Source organism: Clostridium sp., from assembly GCF_040797585.1.
In the GTDB taxonomy this organism is placed as follows: Bacteria; Bacillota; Clostridia; order Clostridiales; family Clostridiaceae; genus Clostridium_Z.
Genome location: NZ_JBFNEO010000154.1, coordinates 1 through 6,972, shown reverse-complemented (window position 1 = coordinate 6,972; position 6,972 = coordinate 1). Strand labels below are relative to the sequence as shown.

Annotated in this window: 7 protein-coding genes; all 7 read left to right on the top strand. The window is 26.8% G+C overall.

Annotation, left to right across the window (positions count from 1 at the left end):
* Window positions 1-618 (top strand): glycosyltransferase (locus AB2369_RS09930; protein WP_367666323.1); only part of this gene is annotated, 618 nt, incomplete at its 5' end.
* Window positions 619-650: 32 nt separating this feature from the next.
* Window positions 651-1,658, top strand: a complete 1,008-nt coding sequence (locus tag AB2369_RS09925) for a sulfotransferase (RefSeq protein WP_367666322.1) — start codon at window positions 651-653, stop codon at window positions 1,656-1,658.
* Window positions 1,659-1,688: 30 nt separating this feature from the next.
* Window positions 1,689-3,224 carry a lipopolysaccharide biosynthesis protein gene (locus tag AB2369_RS09920; RefSeq protein WP_367666321.1) on the top strand — a complete coding sequence of 512 codons (1,536 nt, stop codon included), beginning with the start codon at window positions 1,689-1,691 and terminating at the stop codon, window positions 3,222-3,224.
* A gap of 108 nt (window positions 3,225-3,332) precedes the next feature.
* Window positions 3,333-4,325, top strand: a complete 993-nt coding sequence (locus tag AB2369_RS09915) for a glycosyltransferase family 2 protein (protein WP_367666320.1) — start codon at window positions 3,333-3,335, stop codon at window positions 4,323-4,325.
* Window positions 4,326-4,583: 258 nt separating this feature from the next.
* Window positions 4,584-6,038 carry an O-antigen ligase family protein gene (locus tag AB2369_RS09910; protein ID WP_367666319.1) on the top strand — a complete coding sequence of 485 codons (1,455 nt, stop codon included), beginning with the start codon at window positions 4,584-4,586 and terminating at the stop codon, window positions 6,036-6,038.
* Window positions 6,039-6,041: 3 nt separating this feature from the next.
* Window positions 6,042-6,599: a dTDP-4-dehydrorhamnose 3,5-epimerase gene (gene rfbC, locus AB2369_RS09905; RefSeq protein ID WP_367666318.1), complete on the top strand. Its 558-nt coding sequence runs from the start codon at window positions 6,042-6,044 to the stop codon at window positions 6,597-6,599.
* A 16-nt stretch (window positions 6,600-6,615) separates the two neighbouring features.
* On the top strand, window positions 6,616-6,972 hold a 357-nt coding region (locus tag AB2369_RS09900; protein ID WP_367666317.1), incomplete at its 3' end, for a glycosyltransferase family 2 protein.

Below are 6,972 nucleotides of genomic sequence, written 5' to 3'. Positions count from 1 at the left end.
GAACAAGTGTTTAAGAAGTATGGGAAAAAAGTAGAAAAAATTTACAATGGATACGAGTTTGATGAAATAAGAAGAAAGAGTAATGAGGAAGAGAAAGAATTTTGTGATATAATATCCATAGGAAGGTTAGATAAAAATAAGAATATATCCTTGTTAATAGATGCAGTTTATAGGTTAAAGGATAAACTTCCAAACGTTAAGGTAAATATACTGGGAGATGGGGAAGAGAGAAAAGAGCTTGAAAGAAAAGTTAAAGAGTTTAATCTAGAAGACAATGTGAAATTTAAGGGATATATAAATAATCCCTATCCCTATATAAAAAATTCTAAAGTATTAAGTGTTACCTCTTATGTTGAAGGATTTCCAACAGTTATAGTAGAGGCTATGAGTTTAGGCTGTACATTTGTGTCTACAGATATTGGAGGGGCAGAAGAACTTAGTGATAATGGCACCTGTGGTATTATTATTAAGCGTGATTCTAAAGAATTGTCAGAAAAACTGTATGAGATTTTAACAGATGATAAAATGAGAGAAAAAATGAAGTTAAGTTCTATAAAAAATGCATCTAAATATTCAATTGATAATCAAATAAGACTTTTAAAAGAGATTATGGACTAAAGAGAAATTAATTATATAAGGTTGGTGGAATAGTGGGGAAGAAAGTTTCGGTTGTAACATGTGCAAGTTATGGTGGCACAGGTTCATCAGCAATTACTGATTTACTTAAAGAATTTGATAATGTGAACTCTCTTGGAGATTTTGAGTTTTCTATATGCCATGAAGTGGATGGAATTTCAGATCTTCAGCATCATTTAGTAGATGATTTTCATAGACTTAAAAATGATGAGGCAATATATAGATTTAAAAAATTATGTGGACATATAGAGAAGGATTATAACAAATATTTTAATAACAAGTTTTCTGAGATTACAGAAGAATATATAGAAAGTCTAATTGATGTGGAATGGCAAGGATATTGGCACCAGCATAATTATAGATATAATAAGTTATTAGCTTATATGATATATACTTTCCCATCGAAAATTCAAAGAAAGTTAAATTCGATTTTCAATAAAAATAGAAAATATGAATTTGTTGCATATACCAAAAAAAGTCCTATGTGTTTAGCTTATCCTAAAGAAGACTTTTTAGATAAGACTAGAAACTATACAGACAAACTTTTAAGTGAGATTGACAATAATTATAAGTATCTTGCATTAGATCAACTGGTATCTCCATTTAATGTAAAAAGATATCTGAACTATTATAGTGATATTAAGGTTATAGTAGTTGATAGAGATCCAAGAGACTTATATATATTAAATAAAGTATATTGGAAGGAAGGATGGATTCCTTCAGAAAATGTAGATACTTATATTAAATGGTTTAAGACTTTAAGAGCTCACTTAAACTACGAGAAGGATGATGAAAGAATTATTAGGATAAACTTTGAGGATTTAATCTATAATTACAACAATACCTTAGAGAAGATAATGAATTTCTTAAATTTAGATTTAAGCAATCATACAAGACCTAAGAAATTTTTAAATCCAGAGATATCTATAAAAAACTGTGGTTTGTTTAAAAATTATAGTGAATTACAAAATGATATTAGGAAGATAGAGAGTGAATTAAAAGAATTTTGTTATTTAAAATAGGAAATAGAGTTTTCTAGAAAGGATTTAAATATGAGAACAGGAAAGGCTATAAAAAATGTAAAGTATAATATTATATTTTATGTGATTCTATCAATGTTAACATTTATTACTAAAAAAGTTTTTATAGATAGACTAGGCGATGATATGAACGGGCTAAATGCTCTTTTTAGTAGTATATTAAGCCTTATGAATTTAGCAGAGCTAGGAATTGGAAGTGCAGTCATGTTTGCACTTTATAAGCCAGTTAATGAGAATAATAAACCACTCATAAATGGAATATTAAATCTATATAAGAAGATGTATTCTATAGCTGGAGTAATAATGTTAACCTGTGGAGTTATCTTCATACCATTCCTTGGAATATTTGTTAAGGGAGATATAGCGCTTGATCTAGTAAGAATATGTTATCTAATATATCTATTAAACACATCATTCAGTTACTTTTTTTCACATAAGTTAACTCTCTTATATGTACATCAACAGGGATATGTAATATCTAAGTATGATGGTATGGCTAAGGTACTTAAGAATATAGTACAGATATTAATTCTATTTTTAACACCATCTTATATATATTTTTTATGTGTTGAAACTATTTTTAACATTCTATATTATTACTTTATAAATAGGACTATAAATAATTGCTTTAAAGATATATTATCAACAAAAGGTGTAGTAGAAGATAAAGTTAAAGAGAGTATATATTCTAATATTAAAGCATTATCATTACATAAGATGGGGAGTTTCGTAGTATTTGGAACGGATTATATGCTCATGGCGTTTTTTACCAACTTAGATAGTGTGGGTAACTATAGTAACTATATGTTTGTAATAACATTTTTTACAACACTTGTTATGAAATTTTTTGATGGAATTATAGCAAGTATAGGAAATCTCATAAGTTCATCTAATGAAGATAAAACTTATAATGTTTTTAATAAAATATTTTTCTTTAATTTTTGGTTAGTATGCTTTGTTACCATATCTATTTATAACACCATAGATCATTTTATATATGTTTTCTTTGGATCTGGAAAATTATTAAATAAGTATGTAATAATTTTTATGATGATAAGCTTTTTTATAACTAATATGAGACCAAGTATAGAAAAGTTTAAGGAAGCAGCAGGTATATATAGACAAGATAGGTTTGCTCCTATATTAGAAGCATTAATAAACCTTGTAGCCTCTTTAATTTTAGGTCATTATTTTGGTATTGCAGGTATAATACTAGGAACTATAATAAGTAGCGTAGCTATAGTATTTTGGCTTAGACCTGTGTTAGTTTATAGAATAGTTTTTAAGAGAAATTCTATGGACTACTTTATAAAATATTTTAAGGGCATAGCTATAACCCTTATTATTCTATTATCATCTAATTTTTTAGGGGAAGCTTTACATTTTGCTATGAATGGAACAGGATTTTTATTGAAGTGTATATTTAATGTATTATATATAAATCTATTTTTGGTTATCATATATAGAAAAAGCGATGAATTTATTTACTTCAAAGAATTGATAACAACAAAACTAGGTAGTGTATTTAGTAAGTTAAAAACTTCTTAGATATATTATAATGGACAAGAGATGTCTACCGTAATTAGCTAAAGTATGTAATATATATGGTAAATACATATTAATAAAGAACTTAGTTTATAATCATGGAGGATATAAATGATAGATATAAGTATCGTAATACCAGCTTATAATATAGAAAATTATATTAGTAGAAGTCTAGATTCTATAATAAATCAAGGCTTTCAAAATTTTGAGGTCTTAGTAGTTAATGATGGATCAAAAGATAATACAGAAAAAATAGTAAGAGCCTATGAAGATAGGGACACAAGAATTAAATTGATAAATAAGCCTAATGGTGGAGTATCTTCTGCTCGGAATTTAGGACTTAAAAAATCTACGGGAAAGTATATTATGTTTATAGATGGGGATGATTGGATTGAACCAAAAACTTTAGAGTCCCTATATAAAAGAGTGGAAGAAGAAGAGGCAGATATAGCACTATGTGATTTTTATTATGATTATGATAATGAAAAACTAGAGTATGCTACGGATTTAAAGGTAAAAAATATAAAAGGAAAAGATTATGCAAAAAAAATTCTTACAGAAGAAGCCTATATGTGTATTTGGAATAAAGTTTTTAAAAGAGATATATTTTTAAAAAATCATATTGATTTTCCAGAGGATATATCACTTGGGGAAGATTTTATAACTCTTGTAAAGATAGCACTTAATGTGAATAAGGTTGTTAAAGTGGATGAAGCTTTTATACATTATATACAAAGGGAAGGAAGTATCACTAAGGTTTTAAATAATAAGGTCTATGGAATATTTAATGCTATTGATAACTTAAGTGAATATCTTAAGACAAAAGGTATATATGATGAATTTAAAGAAGAGATAGAAATGGCAAGGTTTCTTCATACTTTTTATTATAGGGTTATGGGAGTAAATGATCCTACAGATATACATAAGGAATTATATAATAGATGGGCTTCATGGAGAAATGAAATTAAGAGTAATAAATACTATAATGATTATATAAGAAAAATGGATAAGAAAACTAGATTTAGATTTTATATGTTAAATTTTAATTATCCTTTGGCTATAAATTTGTTTAAGATAAAAAGTTTCTTATTTAATAAAAAATAGGATCTTATTAATTTTTAAAATAAGTAAAGCTTAGAGGTTTAATATAAGTCATTATTATGAGAAAGTATGAAGTTAAAGAATAAAAGCTTATTCTGAATTATAGAAGGCTTAATCTTATATTTCATATAATTATCTTAATAAAAAGTTGTAAAATTTAGTTTAAGCTTATTATTATAAGAAAATATATATTGTGAGGATGATATAATTTTATATAGATAAATGAGCTTACATAAGATGTACTTATAGGAGGATAACTGAATGAATTTAAATAATTACAATAGTGGATATTATGGTGATAGAAGGAATTCGTTACTTAAAGTTCTTTTAGCAATAGCTATAATTCTTACTCCATTTATGAATTTACCTTATATGAAAGGTCTAATGGGAGAATTAGGAGCACAAGGTAGTGCCTACGCATTTATATTTATTATAATATGTGTATTCATAGATATAGTATTTATAAATAAAAGAATTATTACGATTAAAAATATAACAGTATATTTTATAGCAGGTTTTCTTATTTGGGTAGTAATATCTTCAGGAGTGAACTTTAGTAATATATTAAGTAGTACATTTAAAGGAAGAAGCGGAATTTCAAAATTCATATTACAAATAGGAGTACTTGGATTCTGTTTTTTATCAGCTTATTGTGTTTATTATATTATGAAGATTAATAGGTTAGGTGCTTCTTACATAAGAAAATTTGTCACTATAACCTTTTTTATATGTGGAATATATTCATTTATGGAGATATTTTATCTAGTAGGAATAGATATATTTGATCCTATTTTAAAAGAAATATCTTATTGGGTTAATATGTATACTAGAGGAGATTTATATCCAAGAGGGGTTAGATCTATATCTGGAGAAGCATCTTACTTTGCTATGTTTAGTACTTTTGCTTTGCCATTTTTATTTAGTTATTTATTTACTAAAGAGAATAAGAAAAAAACTTTATTCATAGGATTAAGTATTTATATATTAGTACTTATGTTCTTTTCAAAATCAAGAATCGGATATGTAATGATAGTTTTTCAAGTACTTATGTTTTTAATTTATACTTTTATATTAAAAAGGAAAAAGCAAGGGATTATTAACATGTCATTTGTAATAATAGGTGCTATAGTTATGGGGATTGTAGTTAATAATGTGTTCTATAATCGTCCTACTGAAGAAAGAGCACAGTATGATGCTAATACAGCAGATTCTGTTTCCATTGGAGCTGTATATGAGTCAATAAATGATGAGAATAATATGTCTAATGTGGCTAGATTAGGACTTTGGAAGGCTGCATTTAAAATGGGTGTAGATAATCCAGTATTTGGGGTAGGATTAGGACAATATGGTTTTAATGTAAGTAATTATGTAGATGATAATGCTAAAAAGTCATGGGAAGTTCAAAGATGGTTAGATCCTAATGAGACTGCATGGCCACCAGCCTTTTCAATTCATTTTAGAATTTTTGCTGAGTTTGGGATTATAGGATTTATACTATGGTTGGGAATTTGGATAAGCTTAACAATACAGTGTTTTATAAAGTTTATAAAATATAGATTTGATATAACAGGAATGCTGATTATAACACTTATAGCAGGAATTATGATGAGTGGATTCAATGCAGATACATTCGGATATTTTCCTTACTGGATAGTACTAGGAATGTCTTTAATTTATATAGAGGATAATAATTATTTTGATTTAGAGGAGTATTAATAAATGGGAAATTTTAAATTTATAGAAACAGAAATAGAAGGACTTTATATTATAGAACCAAAGGTTTTTGGTGATGATAGAGGATTCTTTATGGAAACTTATAACTATAACTCTTTTAAGGAAGCTGGTCTTGATATGATATTTGTTCAAGATAATCACTCCAAATCTAAAAAGGGAGTACTTAGAGGAATGCATTTTCAGACTAAATATTCTCAAGGAAAATTAGTTAGAGTTATAAAAGGAGAAGTTTATGATGTGGCCATAGATCTTAGAAAGAACTCAAATACTTATGGAAAGTGGTATGGAGTATATTTAAGTGAGGAGAATAAAAGACAATTCTATGTTCCAGAAGGATTTGCTCATGGATTTTTAGTAATTTCAGAGGAAGCAGAATTTGTATATAAGTGCACAAACTTTTATCATCCAGAATATGAGGGAGGAATATTATGGAATGATGAGGATGTAGCTATAGAGTGGCCATTAGATAGGGTGGAAGAGGTTATATTATCAGAAAAGGATAAAAAGGCTTCAAGGTTTAAAGAATATAAGTTAGATTTTTAATCAGGAGGCATATAACATGAATAGAAATCCCAAAATATCTATAATTATGGCAGCTTATAATGAAACCAGGCAATGGCTTAGTAAGGCAATAGAATCTATTTTAAATCAAAGTTATAGAGATTTTGAATTTATAATAATATTAGATAATCCTAAAAATCAGGAATTAAAAGATTTAATTACAGAATATCTAAAAAAGGATGGAAGAATTAAGTTTTTTATAAATGAAGAAAATTTAGGTCTTATAAAAAGTTTAAATAAAGGTATTAAGGAAGCAAAAGGAGAGTATATAGGAAGAATGGATGCTGATGATATATGCTACTTAAATAGGCTTCAGGTTCAATTAGACTTTTTAGAAAGTAATAAGGATATAGAC